Raw genomic sequence first — 24,058 nt, 5'->3', positions numbered from 1 at the left:
CTAAGCTTGCTGGGTCTTGGGTCGCAGCTCGGCGCGCCGGGACTCGAAAGGCGCGCCCAGGCGGGGCCGGGTGTCGAACTTGAACTTGGCGTAGGGTCCTTCCTGGTCGACGAAGTGGAGGAAGACCTGGATCTGCCACTCGTCGGCCAGGGGCTCGCGCCAGTGTCTCCGCTCGGCGCCTCGGTAGACCAGGATGTCGCCCCTCTGCAGCGCGACCGCCACGTCTTCTTCCCGCTTGTTCTGGATGAAGATGGGCCAGGGCTCGCCGCCGCTGTGGTCGATGGTGAGCGTTGCGCTGATCTCGCAGGACGGCCGGTCGAGGTGCGGCGCCAGGACCGCGTCCTTGATGTAGAAGCGGGTGTAGGAATAGGTCGGGAAGAGCGGCCTGCCGACGCCCCGCGAGAGCGGCTCGACGAAACTGTCCAGCAGGCTTTCCGAGATCGGCAGCCCGTAGGCCGCGTAGCCGCGCTCGACCTGGCCGTCGTTGTAGGCCAGGTAGTTGTTCTGCACCAGGATGTGGTAGTTGAGGCTGAGGAAGCGGCAGAGATCCGGCGGCACGAAGCCCCGGAACACCTCGTAGCCTTCCTCGGCGAAACGTCCCACGATACGACCTTTCTTGGCGATTTCGCCCGGCACCTTGCCCCAAGCCGGCCGGCCATGCAATCGGCGCCGGTCAGACCGGGCGCTGGCCCTCCATCACGTCGGGCAGCGGCTCCAGGTTCATGTTCCAGGACGCTGTGATGCGCGGCCTCGGGCCCGTAAAGAGCTTGACGTAGTGCACGGTCTGGCCAGGAAAGATCAGCATGGTGCCGGGTCGGAATTCGGGGCAGAGCGCGTTGGTCACGCGGCCCTCCTCGAAGGGGCAGCAGGCCTGGAGGCGCGGGTCGACGAAGGCGAACTGGCCGCTCTCCGGGTTGTCCGCGTCGGCGCCGCCGTCGTCGAGGCAGTAGACCAGGCTCGCCATGGCGCGCCGGTGGCTGTGCGGGCTGATCGCGGACCATTTCCGGTAGACGTTGGCCCAGCAGGCGTCGGTCGCGACCTTTTCGGTCTTGAGCACCAGGCGGAACAGCGCCTGGGCCCGGGCGTTGAGCAGATCGAACTCGGGCAGACCCCAGAGGTCCGGCCGCCGGATCTTGGAGCACTTCAACTGCGCCCCGACCGAGGGCCGCAAGTGCTTGGCGGCGTCCTCTTCCTGCAAGACCCGCTTAATGATCGGACCGTGGTGCGGGACCAGGTCGTCGAACTGTGTCTGGACGATCGCGGCCTCGATGGCATGGATTGGCTGGCGCTCGGGCCAGAGCGGCAAGTCGAGGGTGATCATGACTTTCCCTTAAGGAACCTAGCCGTCGTAGATATGCGAGACGGGCGCGAGAAGCAAATCGGCGGGGCGGCGGTCACGATCCCAGCGCCGTCCGGATCTCGCCCGAAAGGCGGCCCGAGTCGAGCGCCTCTTGGGCCAGCCGCTCGACCTCTCGCCCGTGGGGGCGGTCCTCGTCCAGCGGCGGGACGAACTTGCGCACCACGGCGAGAGCGGCGGCCGTGCCGCGGCCGAGCGCCTCGGGCTTCGCCAGCTCTGCGGCCTGGGCGGCGACGATCAGCTCACAGGCGGCGACCAGGACCAGGCGGTCGAGGGATTCGGCCAGCTTGCGCGCGGCCAGCGGAGCGTTGGTCAGGTCGTCCTCCACCCCGTCGGCGGCCCAGCGCAGGTCGGCCGGCGCGGGCTGGGCCTTGTGGCGGATCTCCTGGAGCAGGGCCTCGGCGACCTTGAGCAGGGGCGCGAAGCCTGAGCTGGTCGGACCGTGCACCGAGAGGTTCGCCGGCAGCCCGGAAAGACGCTCGATCAGCAGCCGGCAGGTTCGGCTGACCGAGAGCGAAGCGACCTGGGCGACGGCCTGGGAAAGCGTCTCCAGGGCGAGCGCCAGGGCCGGGGTATGGAAGTTGCCGGTCGAGATGATCGCGTCGTCGTCGGCGAGGACCAGGGGGTTGTCGCACGTGCCGTTGAGCTCTGCGGCGACGGCCGGGAGGGCAAAGTCGAGCGCGGCTTTCAGGCTGCCGTGCACCTGGGCGACGCAGCGCAGGCTGATCGGATCCTGCAGGCGCCTGGCGGCGCCGGTCTGGGTGAGCGCGCCGCCGGCCAGGAGCTTCATCAGCTGTTCCGCCGCCCAGGCCTGGCCCGGCGCCGGCCGCGCCGCTGCGGCGCGCGGGTCGAGCGGGCTCAGGTTGGCCCGGAAGCCCTCCATGGAGAGCGCCGCCGAGACCTGCAGGATCTCCAGCAGGTCGTTCGTCCGGGAGATCGCCAGAGCCGCCTGGCCGGTCGTGAAGGCCGAGGCGTTGCAGATCGCCAGCCCGTCCTTGGGGCCGAGCGAGAGCGCCTCGACCCCGGCCTGCGCCAGGGCCTCGGGGGCGGGCAGGGTGCGGCCCTCGACCTCGATCTCGGCCTCCGCGTCGCCGATCAGGGCGAGGCCCAGGTGGGCGAGGACGCAGAGATCGCCGGCGCCAATCGAGCCGATCGAGGGGATCGCGGGATGGAGGCCGCGGTTGAGAAAGAGGGCGAGCTGCTCGGCCACTTCTGGGGCGGCGCCGGAGCCGCCGGCCAGCAGGCCGTTGAGCCGGGCCAGCATGACCGCCCGGACCACGGGGGCGGGCAGGCGGGGCCCGACAGCGTTGGCCCTGCCCCTGACGGTCTGGACCGAGAAGGCGGCAAGCGCCTCGCGCGGCAGGCGATGCGTCACTCGCGACCCCAGGCCGGTGGTCAGGCCGTAGACCGGCTCGTTGCGCGCGAGATGGCCCTCGACGACCGCCCGGGCTGCGGCCATGCGGTTCAGCGCCTCGGGCGCCAGGCCCACGGGGCGACCCGCCTCGGCGACGGCCGCGAGGGAGCTGGGCGCGAGGTCGCGCCCGGTCAGCACCAGGGGCTCGTGGACCACGGCCTCGGGGCTCACACCCAGGGACAGTGGCTGTTAGAGGAGCCGAAGGTCTGGCCCTCCGCGAAGCGCGAGAAGGTGAAGGGCTCCAGCTCCGAGACCTTGTTGTCGCCGGCCAGGAGCCTGGCGACCAGCTTGCCGACGCCGGCCAGCTTGAAGCCGTGGTTCGAGTCCGCGATCACGTAGGCGTTCGGCAGCACCCAGTCGAAGACCGGCACATTGTCGGGCGTGAAGGCGCCGATGCCGCCGTTGCGCCGGTCCCGGAACTTCCGGCGATGGCCTTTGAAACGCGCCATCAGGTGGCCCATGGCCGACGTCATGTAGTCCGGGAACCAGGGGTCGGCCTGGTAGGCGTCGTTGGCGTGACCATAGGGCTCGATCGTCGCGTCGGGCCCGATCTGGATCGGGATCGTGCCGCCCTGAATGCCCGGACGGTCCATGCGCTCCGCGCCGTTCTTCCAGTAGACGTAGAGGTGGTCGTCCATCTCCTTGCCGGTCTGCTCGTTGATCACCGGCGTGTTCATCAGCTCGACGTGGAGCACCGGCGGGTCCTTGTCGTCGGACGTCCGGTAGGGCTGGTCGAAATAGACCTCGCCCTCCAGCAGGCGCCAGTAGGTCCACATGTCCTTCTCGACCGTCTCGCCGTCGGGGTAGGCGCAGTCCAGTTTCATCGGCCGGCCGAGCATCTCCCAGTGCTTGCCGATCCAGGCGCCGACGCAGATCACCGCCACGTCGCAGGTGATCTCGCCCGCGCTGGTCCGTACCTTGCTGATCTGGCCGTTGGTCACCTCATAGCCCTCGACCTCGATGCCCGAGAGCACCCGGACGCCCTGCTCGGCGCATTTCTCGGCCATCCCCGCGACGGCCTGGCGTGTGCCGGCGTAGCCCGAAGGCTGCTCGAAGTGGCAAACGCCGATCTCGCTCACGTTGAAGTCGGGCCAGATCGACTTGAGAAAGCTCCTGGCGTCCTGTCCGACATAGAGCTCCGAGTGGTAGCCGACGGCGTTCTGGTTGGCCACGATGCGCTCGTAGTCAGCCTGCTGGTTCTCTTCTCCCGCGGAGATGTAGCCGACTTGTTGAAAGCCGAGCCGGATCGGGTCGGACATCCAGACGTCCGCGGAATGCCGCATCAGGGCGTGCATCGGTTCCGTCATGTAGAAGTTGCGCACACAGCCGCAGGCGATCCCCGTGGCGCCGGCACCGGGGGCGGTCTTGTCGACCACCACGATATCGCCCCCGGAGCCCTTGCCCCGGTCCTTGAGTTCCATGGCGAGGTGCCAGGCCGTGGAGAGGCCGTGAACGCCGGCGCCGATCACGAGATAGGTCGTCTGTTGCGGAAGCACGCCCATGTCCTCTGTCTCCCCGTCGAGATCTTCGCGTCACGCTATAACAGATGCGCGGCCCGGCGTCAGGGTCGCTCCGCCCGCTTTCAGGCCACCCGTTCAGTCTCGGGCGCTTCGCTGTCGTTGGCGGTGCGCAGCTTGGCGAAGGGAACGGTGTGGTAGTAGGGATGGAGCGGCGGTTCCTTGGCCCGCAGGAAATGGCGGCGGAACACTTCGCCGTAACCCCGGTAGAGGTAGCCGCCGTTGCGCGCCAGGATGCCGTCCCGCTCGGCACGGTAGCGCGCCGGCAACGCGTACCAGGCCAGTGTCGGCGCTGCGTGATGCAGGGCGTGCAAGTTATTGTTCAGAAACAGAAGAGACCAGAAGGGGCCGGCCTCGACGACCACGGTGCGCTGGGCCTCGTCGTCGTGGGCCCGGTGTTCCAGGAACGACCGCAGCATAGTGACGGACGTGCCGGGATAGGCGAAGAACAGCAGATATTCGCCCAGGGGGATGCCGCAGACGCCGATGACCCAGGCCAGAACCAGGGCGACCGAGACGCCGTGGCGCAGCCAGATGTCCACATCGTCGGCGCGGCCTCGTGCCAGCTGCGCCAGACCGCGCCCGGCGACCCTGAGAGCCGCCACCGGCGGACCCAGCAAGAGCCGGCCGAGAAGGGAATTCATGCTCCAGAGCAGGGCGCGGCCCAAGGGTCCGCGCTGCGCCCAATCGGTCGGCGCGAGGTAATAGGACTCCGGATCCATTGCCGGCTCGGTCAGATAGGCGTTGCGGTGATGCTGAAGATGGTCGCGGCGATAGAGCCGGTAGGGCATCCAGAGCCAGAGGCTGGGAAAGACCAGCAGCTCGTTCAGCCATGGCCAGGGTGTCGGGTGGCCATGGACGGTCTCGTGCTGGAGTGAGCCGTGGAGGCAGGTCAGCAAGCCTCCGAGCGGCAGGACGACCCACCAGGGCAGGTCGTGGTAGAACCAAGTCACGGCAGCAAAGGATCCATAGGTGCCGATCAGAAGGCACAGGGTCGGCCACTCGATCCTCTGGTTCTTATCGAAGGCTCCTTCGCTAACTTGCTGACTTTTCATTTCTTATCGCTCCACGCTACCCGACAAGGCTAGCCCAAGAATTCACATCTGACCACGTGGGAATGCGCACAAAATGAAGCAATTGATCACCAAATATACGGTATGTTGACAATCCACATCATATGCTCACAATAGAGAACAGTTGATTGCCGCAAACTGGGGCGGGAACTTGGACAGGAGAGAAACGGTCGAGGTCTTCCGGCGCCGGCTCGCCGAGGTGATCGAGCGCTCGGGGCAGACGCGCTCCGCCTTCGCCGCGAGGATCGGACTGGACCGCTCGACGTTGTCGCAGCTTCTGGCGGCGTCGAACTTGCGCCTGCCCCGGGCCGAGACCATCGCCGCCATTGCGGCGGCCGAGAAGGTCAGCGTCGACTGGCTCCTGGGCCTCAGCCAGGAGGGCCAGGTGGGGACCGACGTGGTCAACCAGGACCTCGAGATCGAGACCGGTGCCGGTTCGCCGGCCGACGAGCGCCTGCGGCGCTGGCACAGCGAGGCGGTGGGCTACAAGATTCGCTACGTGCCGACCACCCTGCCTGACCTCTTGAAGTCCGAGGAGGTGATCGAGTTCGAGTTCATCGGCAAGGGCAGCCGCGTGCCTCAGGCGAGGCTGCAGGAGGCAGAGGAGCGCCTCGCCTACAGCCGGCGTCCGGAGACCGACATGGAGGTATGCAGCTCCTTCCAGTCGATCGAGGGCTTCGCCAGGGGGGAGGGCATCTGGCGCGCCCTGCCGCTGGAGACCCGCCGGTCACAGATCGAGCTCATGGTGGAGCTGCTGCGCGAGCTCTACCCGACGTTCCGCTGGTTCCTCTTCGACGCACTCCGGGAGTACTGTGTGCCGATGACCATCTTTGGTCCGAAGCGCGCGGCGGTCTACGTCGGCAACATGTACTTCGTCTACAACTCCACGGAACACATTCGCGAGCTGACCGAGCATTTCGACAATCTGATCCGCGCGGCCGCGGTGCAGCCGCCGGATGTCGGCGCCTACCTGGAGAGCCTGCTGCCGCAGTGCGAGGCTTCGGCCGTCGCCGGCGCGCCATGAGGCTCGCCAGCCTGCCGATGTATGATCTGGAAGCCCTGCGCCCGGTCACCGACGCTTGGTGGTCGGCGCTGGCAGCCGCCTTTCGTGAGGCGGGGATTTCCGACGTCCCGGAGGCCTTGGTCCGCGGTTCCGCGCTGCACGACCATTGGACCGACCCGCGCCTGCTGTTCAGCCAGACCTGCGGCTATCCCTTGCTCCACGGTCTGAAAGGCGCGGTCACCCTAGTGGCGACGCCAGTTTACCAGGCCCCGGGATGTGAGGGGCCGAACTACCGCAGCCTAATCCTGGTGCGCGAAGGCGAGACGGCGGTGTCATTGGCGGACATGGCGGGACGGATCTGCGGCTACAACGGGCGCGACTCCCAATCGGGCTACAACGCGCTCAGGCATATGGTGGCGCCGCTTGCCCGGGGCGGGCCGTTCTTCGGCGGGACCTTGGAAACCGGTGGCCACCCGGCCTCGCTCGAGGCGCTCCAGAGCGGCCGGGTCGATCTGGTCGCTGTCGATTGCGTGACCCACGCGCTCGCCGCGCGCCACGAGCCGAGCGCGGTCGCCGGCTTGCGGGTTCTGACGGTAAGCGATGCGGCGCCGGCCCTTCCCTTCGTGACCCGGGCCGGCGAGGAAGCGGGGGTGGTCGAGCGCCTGCAGGCGGCCCTGCGGGCGGCCGCGGCGGATCCGGTGCTCGAGGAACTGCGGCGGGCGCTGCTGATCGACGACGTGGTGGTGGTGCCGGAAGAGGCCTATGGCGTGATTCGCCGCATGGAGGAGGAAGCCCGCTCCCTCGGCTATCCCCAACTCGTCTGAGCGACAGCCGAAACCGGGAAAGGGCCGAAACCAGGTTTCGACCCTTTCACCTCGACCCCGGTAAAGCCTGGAGAGGGACAGGCTACGCGGAGTTCTCCCCTTAACTCAAAACTAGCAGTCCCTGCAGTGTCCCGGGAAACTCAACGACTGAAAAACGCCCAGGCCACTCCGCTAATCACGCACTATAAATTGCACAATAATTTCACAATGTCAATATAGAAATATTTATACTACATTTATCAACAATAATACTCAAATCCCCGCTTGTCGACTTCAAAATTGTGAAGGCGTTCAATCGCGTGAATCTGCTCTACCCCTAGGATGTAGAGCGGATTCGGGATCAGGGGTGTTGTGGCGGGGCCGCGCTCAGGCGGTCGGGAAGGCCTCGCGGGCAAGCTGGCTGAGCACGTGCTCGAGATCCTCCGGACCGAGGTACTCGTACTCCTTGACCAGGCTTTCGATGACCTGGTTCGTGTCGTTGGGCTGCCACTTGCCGTCTTTTGTGCCGTTCACCCGTCGGTGGACCTTCACGGCAGCGCGGAACGCGCGATAGAGACCGGGCGGAAGGCCGGCCTGTTCGTAGAGCTCGGAGAAGGGTACGCGGTCGGGGTCGCGGATCTTCCGCCGCGCCTCATCCACGCCGATCCCGGCCCGGTTTGCGACGGCAATCTCGAAGAGGTCCATCTGTCCCAGACAGAGGGAGCGCAGCAAGAGGCTCGCCGTGAGGCCGTCGTGGTCGGCGAGATAGGTCACCACGCCCTTCAGGTTCTCACCGCTAGGATCTTGCTTGGCGGCCTCGATCAGAGTGCCCTCGCGACCGTGCTGCGTAATCCGGTCGGCCAGTTCCTGCGGCAGGCTGTGCCGAACGATCAGCAGGTCTCGGAGCAGGCAGGAAAGCGCGTAGACCGACTCCGCTACGCCGTCCATTGGCGACAGCATCGGATCGACCGACCCCTGGCCGTTCGGGCCCACGTTGCGGTGCGCTGTCCCGCCAGCGCCCTTGGGCTCGTCAATTCTGACCGTGTCGAGTGCCACGGTTTCGACGTCGCGGGCGAGAGTTTGTGCGAGTCCAGGCGGCAGGTAGGGCACGTTCTTCAGGTGGCGGACGAAGGATCTACGCAACAGCGGTGCCACGTCGAAGGGGTCGCGCGGCATGCCTGTTGGCTGCCGCTCCATCCCGGCGTCGGCTTCGCCGGGACTCCGCTTGGGCGTTGCGTGATGTCTCTGTCCGACGTCAGCCATTCGTTGTTTTTACGCCTGCTTGTTCACTTCTACGCGCCGGCCCGTCTCGCAGGGAGAACGCAGGGACTATGGGGCCAGCGCGCAGCATGGATGGCGAATCTGGGCGGTTGACCGTTAACATTCAGTGAAGGGTGCAAGTGTTATCGCATTGAATATAATAACAAAATATAAAATTTGCGTAAGCTTGGACTGGAAAGATCCTTGAAATTAAACGGATTTCTTGGGCAATTTTGAGTAAAATTCACGAAAGATGTTTTTCTTTTTTACGAGTTTTTTACATTTTATTTAATTTCTTTCCGTCATATTCCCGTGTTGATTTTATTTCAGCGCGTTTTGGGGGCTATAGGACCGCAGATTCTCAAGATTAACGGCTTCTTGGGTATTCGGTTCTATGAGTTCGAAATAGCGCAAAGTGATCAGTTAACGGGCAAGGAGCCAATGCGCAAAACGCTAGGTCGAGGCACCGAACAGATCAAGCTCCTCGAACGCTACGGGGCGCAACTGGGTGCGATAGTCGAGCGGCGGCGAGCCGAGTTGGCGCTGACGGCGGCCAAGCAGGAGGCTGAGCGTTCCGCGGGGCTTGCTCGCGACGCGATGACGGAGGCCCAGGCCGCCAACCGTGCGAAAACCGAGTTTTTGGCCAACATGAGCCACGAGCTGCGCACCCCGCTGAACGCGATCATCGGGTTCTCAGAGATGATGATCAAGGGGCTGCTGGCGCCGGACCGGACCGACAAGCACCTGGAGTACGCCCACGGCATCAACGAGGCCGGGCAGCACCTCCTGGAGCTCATCAGCGACATCCTCGACCTTGCCAAGGTCGAGGCCGGGCGCCTGGAGCTCGAGGAGCAGGTGGTCGACTTCAGCAAGATCATCAGTTCCTGCCTGCTTCTGGTCAAGGAGCGGGCCGCGGAGGCCGAGCTCTCGCTGCGCTGCGAGATCCCAAAGACTCTCCCGTGGCTGTTCGTCGATGAACGCAAGATCAAGCAGGTTCTGATCAACCTGCTGTCCAATGCGATCAAGTTCACGCCCAAGGGCGGAACGATTACCCTCAAGGTCGGGCCGGCCGAGGACGGCGGCTTCATGTTCACGCTGACCGATACGGGTATCGGTATCGCCGACAAGGATGTCTGGAAGGCCCTGGCGCCCTTCACCCAGGTCGACCGCGATATCGACTGCGCCTACGAGGGGACGGGTCTCGGCCTGCCGCTGTCCAAGGCGCTGATCGAGCTCCACGACGGCAAGCTGTCGATCCAGAGCAAGGTCGGTACGGGAACCCGCGTGACCGTTCGCCTGCCTCTGGCGCGGATCCGCAAGCCAGCCCAGAAGGGCATCGCCGGTGCGGCGGCGGCTGCCATACAGAAACCAGAAACGCTTCGTGAGATCGGGGTGCAAAGATGACGGGTTCGGAAATCAGAATAGGCCGTGTGGTCAGCGTGACGGGGTCCCAGGTCGTCGTCTTGCTGGAGAAGCCTCAGGAAACCAGCGGCCCGTCCGGCGTGGTGTCACTCCAGATGGGGCAGCTGATAAAGATGCTGACGCCGTCGTCGACCGTCTTCGGCATGGTGACGGGAATGAGCATTCCGCTGCCGTCGCCGAACGAGGGGGATTCGGAAATGAAGATCGTCGAGCTGGAAATGCTCGGCGAGTCGTCGCTCAAGCGTGGCAGCCCCTTCAAGCGCGGCGTTTCCGCCTATCCCGGCCTGGGCGACCCGGTCTATCAGACCACGCTGGAGGATCTCCGGCAGGTCTATGCCCGTCCGGCCGTCTCGACGGTCAGGATCGGGACGATCCACCAGGACCACTCGATTCCGGCGTATGTCGCCATCGACGATCTCCTAGGCAAGCACTTCGCCGTGCTCGGCACGACCGGCTCCGGCAAGTCCTGTGCGGTCACGCTGATCCTGCAGTCGATCCTTAGCAAGCACGAGAACGGACACATCGTCCTGCTCGATCCGCACAACGAGTATTCCCAAGCCTTCGGCGAGTCCGCCCAGGTTCTCTCGCCGGGCAATCTCCGTCTGCCCTATTGGCTGCTGAACTTTGAAGAGATCCTCGAGGTCCTGCTCGAGGGCGGGCCGGAGACCTCGGCTACTCAGCATGCGGCCGAGATCTCGGTCCTGAGCGAGCTCATCCCGGCGGCCAAGCGGAAGTACATGGGCCAGGACGAGGAGAGCAAGTTCGTCACCGTGGACACGCCGGTGCCCTATCAGATCGGCGATTTGGTCGGGTTGATCGACGAGGCCATGGGCCGGCTCGACAATCCGGAGAACTCGGTCCCATACATGCGGATCAAGTCGCGCCTCAACTCGCTCCGGATGGATTCGCGCTTCGCCTTCATGTTCGGCGGCCTCACGGTCCGCGACAACATGACCGAGATCCTGTCGCGCATCTTCCGAATTCCCGTGGCCGGCAAGCCGATCACCATCATGGACCTCTCCGGCGTGCCGTCGGAGATCCTCAACGTCGTGGTTTCCGTGCTCTGCCGCATGACCTTCGACTTCGCGCTGTGGAGCGACCGCGCCGTGCCGGTGACCCTGATTTGCGAGGAAGCTCACCGCTACGCTCCGCGCGACACCAGGCTCGGTTTCGAGCCGACCAAGAAGGCGCTGGCCAGGATCGCCAAGGAGGGCCGGAAGTACGGCGTCTCGCTCGGCATGGTCACGCAGCGTCCCTCGGAGCTGGCGCCGGGCATCCTGTCCCAGTGCAACACGATCTTCGCGCTGCGCATGAGCAATCAGAACGACCAGGACTTCGTGCGCAGCACGCTCTCGGAGTCGGCGGTCGGACTGCTGGACTTCCTGCCCTCGCTTAGGAACGGCGAGGCGATCGGCGTCGGCGAAGGCGTCTCGATCCCGATGCGGCTCGCCTTCGACCGCATTCCCGACGAGCGCCGTCCGATGAGCGGCACGGCCTCCTTCTCGTCGGCCTGGAAGGCCGAGGCCGACAGTCCGGAGTTCCTCGACGAAGTGGTCAAGCGCTGGCGCTATCAGCGCAAGTGATCCTCCCGGCTCCGTCCCGGTCCCGGAAATCAGGGCCGGGCGAGGGGCGAGTGCCCGGGTGATTGCTAACCACACCCGTTAACACATCACCTCCGGAAATCCCATATAATCCCTTGAACCAGCGAAGCTCGGCCTGGCGCCTTGGTTAAGGCGTCGCCTCGGGCCAAAGCAGGGCGGTCAGATGGTTCATCAGGGCTCGGAACGAGCCCAACCGGGATCGGAGTGCGAACGATCAGGAACAACTGGGAAATGCGTCTGCGCGCGGCGTTGGACCGGCTGTCCGGATGGCTCGGTTTGCGGCCCGCTCCTGCGCCCGAGCCTCAGCGGCCCCACCCTTGGGAAGCCTCCTATCCCGATGGGCTCGTTTGGGACATCGACATCACGCCGCGGCCGCTCCCCGAACTGGTCGCCCAGGCGGTCGCGCGCTATGGCGACAAGCCATGCCTGGAGTTCCTGGGCAAGCGCTACAACTACAAGGATTTCGGCAGCCTGGTCGATCGGGCCGCCAAGGGCTTCCAGGAACTGGGCGTCACCAAGGGAACCCGCGTCGGCCTGTTCCTCCCCAACTCGCCCTACTACGTGATCTGCTATCACGCGATCCTCAAGGCGGGTGGGACCGTCGTCAATTTCAACCCGCTCTACGCCGAACGGGAGATAGCCCGGCAGATTAACGATTCCGGCGCCCGCATCCTGGTCACCATGAACCTGAAGCCGCTCTATCGAAAGGTGGAGGGCCGGCTCGAGGACAGCTGCCTCGAGAAGATCGTCGCCTGCCGGATGACCAGCATCCTGCCGTTCCCGGAAAGGGCGCTCTTCGCGCTGATGAAGCGCGGCGAGGTGAGCGCCGTCCCGAAGGACGAGCACCACATCCATTTCGAGAAGCTGGTCGGCAACGACGGTCTCTGCACGCCGGTGGCGATCAATCCCGAGACCGACATCGCTGTACTGCAGTTCACCGGGGGGACGACCGGCGTCCCCATGGGCGCCAAGCTGACCCACGCCAACCTCTTCGCCAATCTTATCCAGACCCGGACCTGGGCGACCGGTGTTCAGCGGGGCGAGGAGCGGATGCTCGCCGTGCTGCCCCTGTTCCACGTCTTCGGCATGACCGCGGTCATGAACGTGGGTCTCGAGGTCGGTGCAGAGATCATTCTGCTGCCGCGCTTCAAGGTCAGCGAAGTGCTGAAGACGATCGACAAGCTGCGGCCGACTGTGTTCATGGGCGTGCCGACCATGTATTCGGCGATCAACGGCCAGAAGGACCTGGAGAGATACGACCTCTCCAGCCTCCAGTACTGCCTCTCGGGCGGCGCTGCGCTGGCCTATCCGATCAAGAAGAAATTCGAGACCCTGACCGGCTGTGTGCTGGTCGAAGGCTATGGCCTGACCGAGGCGGGGCCCGTCTGCACGATCAACCCCTTCGCCGGATTGAACAAGCCGAACTCCATCGGCCTGCCGATCCCCGGTACCACGGTCAAGATCGCGTCGCTGAAGGACCCCGACCGCTTCCTGGGAATCGGCGAGCACGGCGAGATCTGCATCCTCGGCCCCCAGGTGATGGCCGGCTTCGAGAATCAGCCGGAGGCCGACGCGAAGGCGCTGCGCGGCGGGGTCCTCCATACCGGCGACGTCGGCTACATCGACGCGGACGGCTACGTCTTCCTGATCGATCGCATTAAGGACCTGATCATAACCGGCGGTTTCAACGTTTATCCGCGCATGGTCGAGGAGGCTGTGATGCTCCACTCCGCGGTCGAGGAGGTGGTCGTCTGCGGCGTGCCGGACCGCCATCGCGGCGAGATCGTCAAGGCCTACATCAAGCGCCGTCCGGGCGCCGCGCTGACCGCGGCCGAGCTGCGCCAGTTCCTGGCCGACAAGCTGGCCAGCTTCGCCATGCCGCGGCGGGTCGAGTTCCGCGACGAGCTGCCCCGGACGCTGCTCGGCAAGCCCTCGCGCCGCAAGCTGGTAGAGGAGGAATTGGCCAAGCGCGCGGAAGAAGCCGCCGCCGAAAGCTAAGGCAGGCTAACATTCGCGGCGCGGTCTCCATCTCGTGCCCACTTGCACCGGGGCCGCCCTCCCGTCACATAGAACAGTGTCGTAGTAAGACAGAGAGGGAGGCGAGGCCATGCGCTTGGAAGGGCTTTTATCGTTCGTTCTGCTTTCCTTTGTCACCACCGTCTACCTCGGTGCACAGGCCGCAGCGGAGCCGGCGACAAAGGTCGTCACAACCTCCGAGATCGAGTGGGAGCAGCTCAATCCCCTGCGCGGCGACAAAAGTCCGAAAGCCGGGACGCTCTGGGGCAACCGCACAGGTCCCGGGCCGGCGGGCTTTCTGCTCAAGCCGGCGGACGGCTTCAAGTCGCCGCCCCATATCCACAATGTCGCTTACCGCGGCGTGGTGATCAGCGGACTCATTCACAACGATGACCCGGACGCCGAGGAAATGTACATGGCGGCGGGGTCATTCTGGACCCAGCCGGCCGGAGGCGTGCACATAACAGCGGCCAAGGGTGCCGACACACTGGCCTACATCGAGGTCGAGGACGGCTTCGGCGTCCTACCCGCGAAGGAAGCCTTCGACGACGGTGAGAGGCCGATCAACGTGGATGCGTCGAACCTCGTCTGGTTGGATGCAAAGCACACCCACTGGATCGGCCGGTCCGAAATGGCGAGGTCTCAAGATGGACCGCAGGTGGCCTTCCTCTGGGGAAATCCGCGCGACGGGCAGCTGAACGGGACGCTGGTCAGGCTGCCGGCCGGTTTTGCCGGAGAGCTGCAAACCCAGGGTTCGAGCTTCCGCGCCGTGGTGATCCAAGGTCGACCCACGCATGGGTCGTCGACCGAGAGCGGCGTCACCGCCCTGGAGGCGGGCAGCTATTTCGGCTCGGAGGGGAAGGCGAGGCATCGGATTTCCTGCGAAGCCCCGGAGGCGTGCATCCTCTACCTGCGCACGGACGGAGCGTTCAAAGTCCTTCCTTCGTGACAGTACCGCGCGCGGATCTGGCCGACCCCTTCGGCTGGGCCCGCTTACGCGCCCTTGCCCCGCAGGTGCTCCGAAACGGCGACCCGGGCCGGCGAGAAGGCCCGGCGCATCTCCTCGACCGCCTTGAGCGGCTCGGTGTCGCCGCACATGAAGACGTCGAGGGCCGCGTAGGCACGCTCGGGCCAGGTGTGGATGCTGATGTGCGACTCCGCGAGCACGGCGACCCCGGACACGCCCTGGTTCGGGGTGAAGTGATGCAGGTGCACGTGGAGAAGCGTCGCGCCCGCCTGTTCAGCGCATCGTCGCAAGGTCTGGTCGATGTGGGCGAGATCGTCGAGCCGATGCGCGCCCATCAAGTCGATGATCAGGTGCGTACCGGCGTAGGCCACGCCGTCCCGCTCTTTGAAATAGTCCTTGCGATCGGCCGGCGCCGTTTCGGTGCCGTCCTCTAGTGCCTCGTTCTCCGTTTGGGCGGTGCTTGAACCTCGATCCAAGTCCATCCCCAATTGGAAGAGGTGAGCGTCCGACATGCGTCGTCCTCCCCAACCAGCAGATGACCCGGTGCTTTTTCCGGAAGGCCCAGGGTATGGATGCTTACCTATGATTTTGCAAGTTAAACTTCAGAAACCGGACGGTTCTGACGGAGCCCGCGGGGCCCGCCGGCCGGCCGCTCCTGGCCCGGTCGATGACGCTACTGGAGCGGCCCTTGAAGTTTCCCTGAACCAGTGACCAGGGTTCTTGGCGGCCTCAATCCTCGGCCGACGCGCCGCCTTCGGCGATGCGGCGTTCGACGAAGTCGTCGAGTGCCTCGCGGATGCCCGGGTCCATCGGCGGTTCCTGGTAATCGGCCAGCACCTCCTTGTAGATCCTGTGCGCCCGCCAGGTCGCGTCGATCGAACCGGCCTCGGACCAGGTCTCGAAGTTGCGCCAGTCCGAGAGGATCGGGTCGTAGAACGCCGTCTCGTAGCGTTCCAGGGTGTGGGCGGTGCCGAAGTAGTGGCCACCGGGCCCGACGTCGCGGATCGCTTCCAAGCCCAGGGTGGCGTCGTCGATCTCCAGCGGCAGCAGGAACTCGGACATCTCCTGCAGCATCTCGGCGTCGATGATGACCTTCTCGAAGGAGGCGCAGAGCCCGCCCTCGAGCCAGCCGAGCGCGTGCTTGACCATGTTGGTGTGGCCGAGCGCCGTGGCCCATATCGAGTTCATCGACTCGTAGGCCGACTGCACGTCGGGGTGGTTCGAGGCGTTGACGTTGGAGGAGCGGTAGGGCACGCGGTAGCGCCGGGCCAGCTGGCCGCCGACCAGGACCGCTTTGCTGTACTCGGGCGTGCCGAAGGCCGGTGCGCCGGTCTTCATGTCGACGTTCGAGGTGAAGCCGCCATAGATGACCGGGCAGCCGGGATTGACGATCTGGCAGAAGGCGATGCCCGCGAGCGCCTCGGCGTTCTGCTGGGCGAGGGCACCCGCCAGGGTGACCGGCGCCATGGCGCCGGCCAAGGTGAAGGGCGTAACCACGATGGCCTGGTTGGTCCGCGCCATTTCGATCATGCCCCAGAGCATGGGCACGTCGTACTGCAGCGGCGAGTTGGCGTTGATGATGGTGAAGAGGCTGGTCTGCTGCGTCAGCTCTTTCTCGGACAGCCCGCGCACCAGGCGCAGCATCTCGATCACGTCCAGGATGCGCCGGCGCCCCAGCGAGTAGCCGAACATCGCCTTGTCAGAGAGCTTCAGCGCCGTCGAAATGGCCCGGAGGTGGCGCAGGTCGGGCGGGATGTCCGTCGGTTCAACCGGATGGCCGGCGATCAGGTGACAGATGTTGAGGCTTTGGCCGAGGCGCAGCAGGTTGCAGTAGTCCTCGAAATTGCCCTGGCGCCGGCCGCCCTCCAGGTCGGACGCGTTGGGTGGGCTACCGACCATGCAGTAGTTGATCACGTCGCCGCCGATGGTCAGCGAATGGGCCGGGTTACGGGCATGCAGGGTGAAGACCGGCGGCGCGCTTTTGATGCTCTCCTCGATCAGGTCCGGATCGAAGCGCACCCGGGGATCACCCTCGGTGACCTCGGCCCCGGCCCGCTTCAAGATCTCCCGGGCCTCGGGGAGCAGGAAGTTCATGCCCATATCGCGCAGGATCTCGAGCGAGGCCCGGTGTAGCGCTTCGATCTGGTCCGCGGAGGCAATCTCCATCGGCGGGTAAGGGTTGCGGACCTGCCGGAACGGCAGCTGCTTGAGGCCGCCCGAAGGGGCCCGTTCCCGGCGCAGCGCGCCGCGCCCGCGTTCACGTCTCTGTCGTGCCATGGCCGATCCCTCGATTTGTCCTCGATTCCACCCTGGGCCAAGTGCCGGCCAACCTAGCGGCGGCACTCCTGCCGCTTTTGCCCCGGCGCGACCACTAGCGCCACGAAATCGCCCGAGCGCTGGGGCGGGGCCACCTTGACCCCGGTGCTCGGCGGGACCTACAAGGCCGCCATGAGCACGCACGCCAGGCTTTCGCTGCGAATAAGCGGCTGAACCTTTGGCCCGGACTAGCCGCCTGGCCTTCCCGCGTGCTCGTTTCCTTGCCGAATGACGGTCGTTCCAGCTTTGAGGATTGAGCGCGCGCCCTTTGGCGTGTAGCTCAAGGGTGAGAGCAGTCGCCTTAAAAGTGGGAGATCCAGGGTTCGAGTCCCGGCGTCCCAAGATCCCAATTCCCACCGGGAAAACGGCCTTATGACCCTGCTGCCCGACTCCGCGTTCCTCCACCGATCGGCGCCTTGGCGCGCCGAGAGCCGGGCCTTGATCGCCCTGGCCGTGCCGCTGGTGATGACCGGCCTGGCGGCCATGGCGATCACCACGACCGACGTTGTCATGATGGGCTGGCTGGGCCCCGAGGCCTTGGCCGCCGGCTCGCTGGGCGGGCACTTCTACAGCTCGACCTTCTTTTTCGGCATGGGCGTCGTAACCGCCGTGGCGCCCCTGGTCGCGCAGGCCTTGGGCGGCCGCCGTTACCGCCTGGTGCGCCGCTCCGTCCGGCAGGGCTTCTGGGCCGGGGCCGTGCTTTCCGTGCCGCTCTGCTTCGCCATCTGGCATACCGAGACGATCCTCACCCTGCTCGGCCAGAACCCCGAGACCGCGGCGGCCGCCGGCAGCTACCTGCGGGCCCACGTGTGGGGTTTTCCGTCGGCGCTCGGCTTTCTCGTCCTCGCCGAGTTCCTCGCCGCGCATTCGCGGCCCCGGGCCGTGATGGCCGTCTCGGTCTGCGCCGTCGGCATCAACGCGGTGCTCAACTACGGCTTCATGTTCGGCAATTTCGGCTTCCCGCGGCTCGAGCTGGTCGGCGCCGGGGTCAGCAGCGCGATCGTGGACACCCTGATGTTCCTCGCCCTGTTGAGCTTCGTGTACATCGACCGGCGCTTCCGGCGCTACCGCATCCTCGGGCGGATATGGCGAGCGGACTGGCCGCTGTTCCGCGAAGTCTTCCGCATCGGCCTGCCGATCGCCTTCACCGTCTTGGCCGAGACCGGCCTGTTCCTGGCCTCCTCGCTGCTGATCGGCCTGCTGGGGACCGAGCAGCTCGCCGGGCATGCGATCGCCATTCAGCTGGTCGCGCTGGCCTTCATGGTGCCCTACGGGGTCGGGCAGGCGGCCACGGTCCGGGTCGGGCTGGCCTTCGGCTCCGGCGACTGGCCGGGCGTCGAACGGGCCGGCTGGACCGCGCTCTCCTGGGGTTGCGGCTTCGCCGTTCTGCCGGCCGGCCTCTTCTGGTTCGCCGCGCCGGAGCTGGTCGACCTGTTTCTCGACCTCGAGCAGGCCAGAACCGGTCAGGTCGCGGCCTACGCCGCGACCTTCCTGACGGTCGCCGTTGTGTTCCAGTTCGCCGATGCGGCGCAGGTGGTCGCCATGGGCTCCCTGCGGGGCTTGAAGGATACCCGCGTGCCTCTCGGCATCGCGGTGCTCGGCTACTGGGTTTTCGGCATCTCGGTCGCCGTCCTGCTTGGTTTCGCGCTGGAGTTCGGCGGCTCGGGGATCTGGCTGGGTCTCGCCATCGGGCTGACCACGACGGCCGTCCTCTTGATCTGGCGCTTCCGTGTTTTGACGGGGCGGCTCGGACGGCCGCTCGAGCGGCGCTCGGTTGCATGGAAGCGCGCCGGGCTCCAATCCAACGAGTGAAGCCCAGATCAGGTTCTTGGATCTGATTCGCGGTCCGGATCGATTGAGTCCGGCGCCGGGCGCTCGGGGCTAGTGGCTGACGATCAAGGGCGCGAAGCGGACCGGGAGAACCTCCTGAGTCTCGACCTTGCCGGTGGGGCTCTTCTCGACCAGGAGCAGCTGCTGCTGATCCTCCAGGCCCGCGGGTATCACCATGCGCCCGCCGGGCTTGAGCTGTTGCAGCAAGCTGGGCGGCATCAATTCAGGGGCGGCGGCTACGATGATCCGGTCGAAGGGCGCCTCCTCCGGCCAGCCCCACGCGCCGTCTCCGAGACGCAGCTGCAAGCGGTCGTAGCCCGCCCGGCGCAGCCGCCGTTCGCCTTCGTGGGCCAGTTCCTCGACGATCTCGATGGAGAAAACCTGGTCGCAGAGCTCGGCCAGAACCGCCGCCTGATAGCCGAGACCGGTTCCTACCTCCAGCACCTTGTGCCCCTCCTCGAGTTCGAGCAAGTCGACCATCAGGGCAACGATGAAGGGCTGGGAAATCGTCTTGCCGCAGCCGATCGGCAGGGGCGTGTTGGCGTAGGCGAGGGGCTGGAGAGGCGTTGGAACGAACTCGTGGCGGGGCACCTTCGCCATGGCGGCCAGCACCGGGTCACTGAGCCGGTCCCGGTCGATCTCTTCCGCGCTGAGTTCCGTGTAGGCCGCGATGACCGCGACCATTTCAAGACGCATTTTTTCGAAGTCCGGGGCTTCGGACTCGTTCATTTCGCCTGTCCCTCGACTACCCCGTCGAGTAGACCATGAAACCCGGCGCCGCGCGAGTGGTCTTATCGGAGCGCCGCCAGGGCGAATCAAATCGCCCCGCCGAAGATTCGGCGGGGCAACTTGATCAGGGAAGGGGAGGTTGCTGTACAGGGACGCTGGGACGTCCAGGACAAGAACAGCCTGAGCCAACCCGATTAAGGAATGGTAAATTTTCCTAGTCTATTCGCAAAAAATCACAAATTTTTTTCAAATTCGATCTAGGGCTTGTTGACATTCACGGCGCGCTCCTGGCGGGAGCGCATTTGCGCCGGGGCCAGGAGCGGGAGGCGCCGTGGGGTGGGGCCCCACAAGACCTTCCGCGACGCCGCCCCGGCGCAAATGCGTCCCGTCCCGAAGGGATCCGGCGAAATCGGCCTGCTGCCGCGTTGCTCCCAGAGACTGAGACTGGGGTTGAATATGCTCGGCATGTCCTTCCTCCTCGCGCCTAACAGCGGGTCGATTTCACTCGGACCAGGAGCACGCCCTGAATGTCAACAGGCCCTAAGCGGGGCCGATGTTCAGCGTGATCGACGGGGGCCGGGTCAGCGTCTGGTAAACAACGCAGAAACGTTCAGTCAGCTTGCTCAGGGTGGCGATCTCTTCCTCGCTCGCACTCAACTCGATGTCGAAGAACAGCCGGATCTCCATGAAGCCCACGGCCGCCTGCTTGTCGACGCCGAGCGTGCCGCGAAAATCGAGGTCGCCCTCTGCCCGCACCGTCCCGCCCTTGACGTTGATATCCAGGGCTGTGGCCACGGCGCGCAGAGTGACGCCGGCGCAGGCGACCAGGGCTTCGAGCAGCATGTCCCCGGAACAGGCCGAGAGCCCGTCGCCGCCGGTTGCAGGATGAAGGCCCGCCTCAACCAGCGCGCGACCTGTCTCGACGGAGCAGGTCAGGCCCTCGCCGTCGAGGCTGCCGACGGCGCGCAGAGTGACGCAGGCGGCGTCGGGCTCTTCCCGGTAGCGCGCCTTGAACGGTGCCTGCAGTTCCTTCAGCGCGGCGGCATCCATGACCCTTCCTCTCGTTCCTTGGCTGGGAGCCGCTAGTTCAGCAGGCTTTTCCGGCGAGCGAAAGGGCGCCTCGACAGCGGGGTGGTGCAGGAGGGCGGCTTAAGGCTTGTTAAAGGGCTATTACTTAAACTGCATACCGGGTGCATACGTCTCGACCTCGGGACCGGGAGCCGGGTTATGCCGCTTTATGTCTTCGTTTTTGGTGTGCTGCTCTCTTTCAGCGCTTACATACTGCCGCCGCAGTTCGGCTACATAACCCGGACCATCCTCGCCACTGGGGTTGCTTCCGGTGGCGTCTGCCTGTTTCTCGTCGCGGCGCCCGATATCGCCACCACGTCGCTGGGCTTCTAGTCCCGCATCTCTCACACGCTCGGCTCAAGGCCGTGTGCAGTATAGCAGAGGACCGAGACTGACCGCCCGGCGTTTGCTCAGCCGGACCCGGCGCTCGATGTAGCGGGTCGGACGGCTGGGCGACCAACGTCTCGGGTTGGGCAGGACCGCGGCCAGAAGTGCCGCTTCCCGCCGCGTCAGCGTCGCCGCGGACTTGTTGAAGTAGTTTCTGGCAGCGGCCTCGATCCCGTAGATCCCCGGACCCCATTCGACGATGTTGAGGTAGACCTCCAGGATGCGGCGCTTGCTCCAGAAGGCCTCCAGCATCATGGTCAGGGGCGCCTCGATGATTTTGCGAAGCACGCTGCGCCCGGGCCAGAGGAAGAGGTTCTTCGAGGTCTGCATGGTGATGGTGCTGGCGCCGCGCAGCGAATCGCCCCGGAAGTAGTCGGACAGCGCGGCCATCAGCTCGGCCCAGTCGACACCGGCATGGCGGCAGAAGTTGTTGTCTTCCAACGCCAGCACGGAACGCGCGACGTGGCGTGACATCTCGGAAAGCGGGACCCACCGCTTCTCGAGTCCCTCGCCTTCGGTCAGGCGAATCAGCATCAGCGGGGTGATCGGCGGCGGCAGTTCTCGGTACAGCAGAATCAGCAGGGCCGGGATCAGGACGAGCAGAGCGGCCACGATCAGCAGCAGGTCACGGATCTGGGCGAACAGACTGCGGCGCCGGCGAGGCATGGCTGAGCTCGGTGACGGTCCTGTTTCTCTTCGTTGCCGATCAAGCCGACTCGGCCGTCACGCGCCGCGCCTGCTGTCGCAGCTACGCGCTTCAGGGTAAAGGCCCCCGAAAGAACTACTACACCAAATCTTAAGCGTTTCTTGTTGACCTGTCGGCGACTGTAAATGATGACTGCCGTCATCATCCATGGCCAGTCAAGACCTGGCGATACCCTGCCCCTGTTAATCACTTTGCTGGAGTTTGACGATGAAGCCCCTGCCCAAAAGCCGTAAGGCGTCCCTGGTTCTCCGGAGCATGAGCGCCGCCATCGTTGCAGCGACGCTTTCCCTCGGCCTCTTCGCGGCCCAGCCGGCGTTGGCGGGTTCGGTCGTGATCCGCGACTTCGTTCTGACCCACGGCATCACGGATCGCGAGCCGATGGGAGTCACCGAGCAGTTCAATATGACCGATCAGCGCGGATTCGCCTTCGCGCGCCTCAACAACGACGGCGATCCGACCAACGTCTCGTTCGTCTGGGAGATCGACAATCAGGTTCACGCCTCGATCGACATGAGCGTCGGCACTTCGCCGGGCTGGCGCACCTGGTCCAGCGTCAACCTGCGGCCGGGCACCTGGCGCGTGAAGCTGGTGGACTCCGACGGCTTGATGCTGGCCGAGAAGACTTTCACGGTCCAGTAGCATACTTTCAGGCGGTCCCCTACCGACCGCCTTGCCGCCTAAATGATCCCGGCGCCCCGCTGGCGCCGGGATCATTGCGTTCTGCGCCGCGCCGCATTTCGCGCGGAAGATGAATCGAACCACCGACTCCACTCTTTTCTCGTCCACCGGCAACACGGTATCCTTCGCTGCGACGTCACACGTGCCGCTCCTCCAAGGGGTGCAGGATTGGTGGACAAAATACGGTCCTTGTCGAACGTGACGGCCGAAGGCGACCGGCGCCAATCGGCCGGTCAAACGCGCGCCGATCTGGCGGCGATCCTCCAAGCCCACGAAGACTGGCTGGATAGTCGCGGCAAGGACGGCGAGCAGGCGGATCTGGAAGAGGGCCGGCTGCGCCAGGCGAATCTGTCGCGCGCCCGCCTGCGCTCCGCCAATGTCCGCGGCGCGCATATGAGCGGCGCCAATCTCGACGGCAGCGACTTCACCGGCGCGGACCTCTACCGGGCCGAACTCGACGACGCGAGCCTGGTCGGGGCGGATTTCACGCGATCACGGCTGAGCGGCGTCGACCTGCGCGCGGCCAACCTCAAGGATGCCCGACTGTGGGACGCGGACCTCGTTGACGCTGACCTTTCCGACGCCAGCGGTCTGATGGCGGCCAGCCTGTCCGGCGCCGACTTGACCAACGCCCGCCTGCCCGACGCTGTCCCGGCGCCGGAGGCCTTGTCGAACGTCAACACAGCGGCGCGCACCGCGCGGCGCCTTCTGGTCGTCAGCACGCTCATGGTCGTCTACGCGTGGCTCATCTTGGCGATGACGACGGATGTCGCCTTGTTGACCGGCACGCATTCGCCGTTGCCGATCGTGGGCACCGGGGCGCCCTTCGTCTGGATCTATTGGTTCGTGCCGGTCCTGCTGCTCGGGCTCTACCTCTACACCCATGTCTCTCTGCAGCAGCTCTGGCGCGGCCTCGCCGCCTTGCCCGCCGTCTTCCCCGACGGCCGCCGTCTCGACGAGAGGGTCGATCCCTGGCCGGTCACCGGGCTGGCCTCGGCCCACCTTTACCGGCTCGCCCTGTCGCGCCCGGCGCTCGGCAGGCTGCAGAACGCGCTGGCGGTGATCCTGGCCTGGTGGCTGGTGCCGCTGACCCTGTTCGCTTTCTGGGCCCGCTACCTCGTGCGCCAGGACTGGGTCGGCTCCGGACTCCAGGCCGTTGTGTTCGTTACGGCGCTCAGCTTCGGGCTCTATTCCTACCTGATCGCGCGGCGCACCTTGCGGCACCGCGACAAGCCCTTTGTCTGGGCCCGGGCCTGGAGGGACGGGCGCAGCTACGCCGCCACGGTCTCGGCTGCCGCCGTCATCCTGCTGACGACGATGACCTTCGGCGCGGTCGAGGGGGTGCGCACGGCGAGCAGCACGGCCGATCCCAGAAGCTGGGTGCCGCGCCTGCTGAGCAACGCCGGCCTCGCGGCCTTCGCCGACCTCCGGCAGGCGGAGGTCTCTCAGCGCGACGAGGATTTCTGGCTGGTCGCGCCGGAGCAGCGCGTCAACGTGGTCCGCGGCGCGGATCTGGCGGGCCGCTCGCTTCGATTCGCCGATGCGGCACAGGCCTTCCTCGCCCTGGCCGACCTCAAGGGCGCCGACCTCAAGGGCGCCGATCTCAAGGCGGCCAACCTCGAGTCGGCGGATCTGAGCTTCGCAAGCCTGCAGAACGCCGATCTGGCCCGGGCCGCGCTCTACTCCACCAAGCTCGCCGGCGCCGACCTGCGGGGCGCCAACTTCGAGGGCGCCGCGCTGGAGGGCAGCAGCCTGCAGAAGGCCGTGCTGTTCGGCGCGCGCGGCCTGACCTGCCGACAGCTGGAGCGAGCCAGCCGTTGGGAGGAGGCCCTGCGCGACGAATCGCTGGCCTGCGGCAAGCCGATTCCAGCGCCGCCCCCCGGTCTCGGTTCCGACCCGAAGTTCTAGTCT

At 65.8% G+C, this 24,058-nt stretch carries 21 protein-coding genes; 10 read left to right on the top strand and 11 right to left on the bottom strand.

Annotated elements, in window-relative coordinates:
• From QNJ67_01830 to QNJ67_01810, 5 genes are all read right to left on the bottom strand, one after another.
• Complete coding sequence (locus QNJ67_01830) at positions 1–603, bottom strand: hypothetical protein (GenBank protein ID MDJ0607689.1); 603 nt, start codon at positions 601–603, stop codon at positions 1–3.
• A gap of 70 nt (positions 604–673) precedes the next feature.
• On the bottom strand, positions 674–1,321 hold the full coding sequence (locus QNJ67_01825) for a putative 2OG-Fe(II) oxygenase (protein ID MDJ0607688.1): 648 nt from the start codon (positions 1,319–1,321) through the stop codon (positions 674–676).
• 73 nt (positions 1,322–1,394) lie between these two features.
• The gene (locus tag QNJ67_01820; GenBank protein ID MDJ0607687.1) at positions 1,395–2,942 is read right to left on the bottom strand and encodes an aromatic amino acid ammonia-lyase; all 1,548 of its coding nucleotides are present in this window, start codon (positions 2,940–2,942) and stop codon (positions 1,395–1,397) included.
• Positions 2,939–4,273 carry an FAD-binding oxidoreductase gene (locus QNJ67_01815; protein MDJ0607686.1) on the bottom strand — a complete coding sequence of 445 codons (1,335 nt, stop codon included), beginning with the start codon at positions 4,271–4,273 and terminating at the stop codon, positions 2,939–2,941. Before QNJ67_01815 ends, QNJ67_01820 begins: the two co-directional genes overlap by 4 nt.
• An 80-nt stretch (positions 4,274–4,353) precedes the next feature.
• The gene (locus tag QNJ67_01810) at positions 4,354–5,343 is read right to left on the bottom strand and encodes a fatty acid desaturase (GenBank protein ID MDJ0607685.1); all 990 of its coding nucleotides are present in this window, start codon (positions 5,341–5,343) and stop codon (positions 4,354–4,356) included.
• Between the two features lie 169 nt (positions 5,344–5,512).
• Here QNJ67_01810 and QNJ67_01805 point away from each other — a divergent pair, with 169 nt between their 5' ends.
• Together QNJ67_01805 and QNJ67_01800 are read left to right on the top strand one after the other, a co-directional pair.
• Positions 5,513–6,385, top strand: coding sequence for a helix-turn-helix domain-containing protein (locus QNJ67_01805; protein ID MDJ0607684.1), 873 nt, complete (start codon positions 5,513–5,515; stop codon positions 6,383–6,385).
• A complete protein-coding gene (locus QNJ67_01800) occupies positions 6,382–7,188 on the top strand; it encodes a PhnD/SsuA/transferrin family substrate-binding protein (GenBank protein ID MDJ0607683.1) in 807 nt (268 codons plus the stop codon). Before QNJ67_01805 ends, QNJ67_01800 begins: the two co-directional genes overlap by 4 nt.
• Positions 7,189–7,554: 366 nt before the next feature.
• On the opposite strand, the gene QNJ67_01795 is transcribed toward QNJ67_01800, so the two are convergent.
• Entirely contained in the window at positions 7,555–8,430 is an 876-nt protein-coding gene (locus QNJ67_01795; protein MDJ0607682.1) for a DUF2336 domain-containing protein, read from the bottom strand.
• 438 nt (positions 8,431–8,868) lie between these two features.
• On the opposite strand from QNJ67_01795, the gene QNJ67_01790 reads away from it, so the two are divergent.
• The 4 genes from QNJ67_01790 to QNJ67_01775 all read left to right on the top strand — a co-directional run bounded on the left by QNJ67_01790 (position 8,869) and on the right by QNJ67_01775 (position 14,415).
• The gene (locus QNJ67_01790) at positions 8,869–9,831 is read left to right on the top strand and encodes an ATP-binding protein (GenBank protein MDJ0607681.1); all 963 of its coding nucleotides are present in this window, start codon (positions 8,869–8,871) and stop codon (positions 9,829–9,831) included.
• Positions 9,828–11,432, top strand: coding sequence for a DUF87 domain-containing protein (locus QNJ67_01785; protein MDJ0607680.1), 1,605 nt, complete (start codon positions 9,828–9,830; stop codon positions 11,430–11,432). Before QNJ67_01790 ends, QNJ67_01785 begins: the two co-directional genes overlap by 4 nt.
• Positions 11,433–11,681: 249 nt before the next feature.
• On the top strand, positions 11,682–13,448 hold the full coding sequence (locus tag QNJ67_01780) for a long-chain fatty acid--CoA ligase (GenBank protein ID MDJ0607679.1): 1,767 nt from the start codon (positions 11,682–11,684) through the stop codon (positions 13,446–13,448).
• Between the two features lie 109 nt (positions 13,449–13,557).
• The gene (locus tag QNJ67_01775) at positions 13,558–14,415 is read left to right on the top strand and encodes a DUF4437 domain-containing protein (GenBank protein ID MDJ0607678.1); all 858 of its coding nucleotides are present in this window, start codon (positions 13,558–13,560) and stop codon (positions 14,413–14,415) included.
• A gap of 44 nt (positions 14,416–14,459) precedes the next feature.
• Here the strand turns inward: QNJ67_01775 and speD are convergent, their stop codons facing one another.
• Complete coding sequence (gene speD / locus QNJ67_01770) at positions 14,460–14,945, bottom strand: adenosylmethionine decarboxylase (GenBank protein ID MDJ0607677.1); 486 nt, start codon at positions 14,943–14,945, stop codon at positions 14,460–14,462.
• Positions 14,946–15,162: 217 nt separating this feature from the next.
• Positions 15,163–16,710 (bottom strand): trimethylamine methyltransferase family protein, encoded by a 1,548-nt coding sequence (locus tag QNJ67_01765; GenBank protein ID MDJ0607676.1) that lies wholly within the window; start codon positions 16,708–16,710, stop codon positions 15,163–15,165.
• A 411-nt stretch (positions 16,711–17,121) separates the two neighbouring features.
• Here QNJ67_01765 and QNJ67_01760 point away from each other — a divergent pair, with 411 nt between their 5' ends.
• Positions 17,122–18,561: an MATE family efflux transporter gene (locus tag QNJ67_01760; GenBank protein ID MDJ0607675.1), complete on the top strand. Its 1,440-nt coding sequence runs from the start codon at positions 17,122–17,124 to the stop codon at positions 18,559–18,561.
• Between the two features lie 69 nt (positions 18,562–18,630).
• Here the strand turns inward: QNJ67_01760 and QNJ67_01755 are convergent, their stop codons facing one another.
• Positions 18,631–19,308: a protein-L-isoaspartate(D-aspartate) O-methyltransferase gene (locus QNJ67_01755; GenBank protein ID MDJ0607674.1), complete on the bottom strand. Its 678-nt coding sequence runs from the start codon at positions 19,306–19,308 to the stop codon at positions 18,631–18,633.
• Positions 19,309–19,848: 540 nt separating this feature from the next.
• Positions 19,849–20,358 (bottom strand): OsmC family protein, encoded by a 510-nt coding sequence (locus QNJ67_01750; protein ID MDJ0607673.1) that lies wholly within the window; start codon positions 20,356–20,358, stop codon positions 19,849–19,851.
• A gap of 177 nt (positions 20,359–20,535) precedes the next feature.
• Here QNJ67_01750 and QNJ67_01745 point away from each other — a divergent pair, with 177 nt between their 5' ends.
• Entirely contained in the window at positions 20,536–20,709 is a 174-nt protein-coding gene (locus QNJ67_01745; protein ID MDJ0607672.1) for a hypothetical protein, read from the top strand.
• Positions 20,710–20,733: 24 nt separating this feature from the next.
• Here QNJ67_01745 and mtgA read toward each other — a convergent pair whose 3' ends face one another.
• A complete protein-coding gene (gene mtgA, locus QNJ67_01740; protein MDJ0607671.1) occupies positions 20,734–21,429 on the bottom strand; it encodes a monofunctional biosynthetic peptidoglycan transglycosylase in 696 nt (231 codons plus the stop codon).
• A 247-nt stretch (positions 21,430–21,676) separates the two neighbouring features.
• Here mtgA and QNJ67_01735 point away from each other — a divergent pair, with 247 nt between their 5' ends.
• Positions 21,677–22,108 carry a DUF2914 domain-containing protein gene (locus QNJ67_01735; GenBank protein MDJ0607670.1) on the top strand — a complete coding sequence of 144 codons (432 nt, stop codon included), beginning with the start codon at positions 21,677–21,679 and terminating at the stop codon, positions 22,106–22,108.
• Positions 22,109–22,318: 210 nt separating this feature from the next.
• Positions 22,319–24,055 (top strand): pentapeptide repeat-containing protein, encoded by a 1,737-nt coding sequence (locus tag QNJ67_01730; protein ID MDJ0607669.1) that lies wholly within the window; start codon positions 22,319–22,321, stop codon positions 24,053–24,055.
• Positions 24,056–24,058: the final 3 nt, after the last annotated feature.

The sequence above is a fragment of the Kiloniellales bacterium genome (genome assembly GCA_030064845.1).
Lineage (GTDB): Bacteria > Pseudomonadota > Alphaproteobacteria > Kiloniellales > JAKSDN01 > JASJEC01.
Note: the sequence above shows the minus strand (reverse complement) of the source record. Positions and strands in the feature narration are given on the sequence as shown.

Coding starts and splice junctions, on each gene's coding strand:
- QNJ67_01775 (MDJ0607678.1), top strand. CDS start 13,558: ATGCGCTTGGAAGGGCTTTTATCGTTCGTTCTGCTTTCCTTTGTCACC.
- QNJ67_01810 (MDJ0607685.1), bottom strand. CDS start 5,343: ATGAAAAGTCAGCAAGTTAGCGAAGGAGCCTTCGATAAGAACCAGAGG.
- QNJ67_01785 (MDJ0607680.1), top strand. CDS start 9,828: ATGACGGGTTCGGAAATCAGAATAGGCCGTGTGGTCAGCGTGACGGGG.
- mtgA (MDJ0607671.1), bottom strand. CDS start 21,429: ATGCCTCGCCGGCGCCGCAGTCTGTTCGCCCAGATCCGTGACCTGCTG.
- QNJ67_01780 (MDJ0607679.1), top strand. CDS start 11,682: ATGCGTCTGCGCGCGGCGTTGGACCGGCTGTCCGGATGGCTCGGTTTG.
- QNJ67_01745 (MDJ0607672.1), top strand. CDS start 20,536: ATGCCGCTTTATGTCTTCGTTTTTGGTGTGCTGCTCTCTTTCAGCGCT.
- QNJ67_01825 (MDJ0607688.1), bottom strand. CDS start 1,321: ATGATCACCCTCGACTTGCCGCTCTGGCCCGAGCGCCAGCCAATCCAT.
- QNJ67_01750 (MDJ0607673.1), bottom strand. CDS start 20,358: ATGGATGCCGCCGCGCTGAAGGAACTGCAGGCACCGTTCAAGGCGCGC.
- QNJ67_01765 (MDJ0607676.1), bottom strand. CDS start 16,710: ATGGCACGACAGAGACGTGAACGCGGGCGCGGCGCGCTGCGCCGGGAA.
- QNJ67_01760 (MDJ0607675.1), top strand. CDS start 17,122: ATGACCCTGCTGCCCGACTCCGCGTTCCTCCACCGATCGGCGCCTTGG.
- QNJ67_01795 (MDJ0607682.1), bottom strand. CDS start 8,430: ATGGCTGACGTCGGACAGAGACATCACGCAACGCCCAAGCGGAGTCCC.
- QNJ67_01755 (MDJ0607674.1), bottom strand. CDS start 19,308: ATGAACGAGTCCGAAGCCCCGGACTTCGAAAAAATGCGTCTTGAAATG.
- speD (MDJ0607677.1), bottom strand. CDS start 14,945: ATGTCGGACGCTCACCTCTTCCAATTGGGGATGGACTTGGATCGAGGT.
- QNJ67_01790 (MDJ0607681.1), top strand. CDS start 8,869: ATGCGCAAAACGCTAGGTCGAGGCACCGAACAGATCAAGCTCCTCGAA.
- QNJ67_01735 (MDJ0607670.1), top strand. CDS start 21,677: ATGAAGCCCCTGCCCAAAAGCCGTAAGGCGTCCCTGGTTCTCCGGAGC.
- QNJ67_01800 (MDJ0607683.1), top strand. CDS start 6,382: ATGAGGCTCGCCAGCCTGCCGATGTATGATCTGGAAGCCCTGCGCCCG.
- QNJ67_01815 (MDJ0607686.1), bottom strand. CDS start 4,273: ATGGGCGTGCTTCCGCAACAGACGACCTATCTCGTGATCGGCGCCGGC.